This window comes from Aerococcus sp. L_32, assembly GCF_050689315.1.
Map to the genome: position 1 here is coordinate 1 of NZ_JBOEQF010001095.1, position 616 is coordinate 616.

Here is a 616-nt window from a genome sequence, read left to right on the forward strand (position 1 = left end):
GGCTGTATGGTGGGCATTGTGTCCAATTTCCATCCCTTGATCAATAGCACCTAAGCGGTCAATATCCGGTACAAGGGCATCTGACAAGTAAATATCACCGACTGGACATCCGCGCATCCCCACAAAGTCTTCAACACGACCGTTTTCAAAACCAGGATTTTGATTATCTAAGATAAAGACAGTCCGACTATGTTCGGTATCTTTTTCAGGACTGGTAATGGCTAAAATAAGGTACATAGATGCGGCTTTGACACCGTTGGTTAAGAAAGCCTTATTCCCGTTCAATAACCAACCATCTGGAGTCTGAACAGCTGTTGTTTGTTGGGTAGAGGCATCAGACCCACTAGCTGGCTCAGTCTGTCCAAAGGTAAATAACTCCCGATTAGCCCTAGGTAACCAACGGGCCTTGATTTCTTCACTACCATAAATGACAAGCTGGTCGATTGCTTTCCAGTGGGCTTCAAGGGTAAAGGCAACACCGGGGTTAACTTTTGCCAGTTCAGCAATCACCATAGTCTGGGTTACAAAGTCGTAGCCAGCGCCACCATAAGCCTCAGGGACAGCGATCCCAACAATACCAACATCCGCCATCTTATCCGTTAGGTCTTGTTGGTAT

At 46.4% G+C, this 616-nt stretch carries 1 protein-coding gene; it reads right to left on the reverse strand.

All coding sequences use genetic code 11. From position 1 onward, the window contains the following. On the reverse strand, window positions 1-616 hold a 616-nt coding region (locus ACRCJ0_RS18350), incomplete at both ends, for an acyl-CoA dehydrogenase family protein (RefSeq protein WP_431391580.1).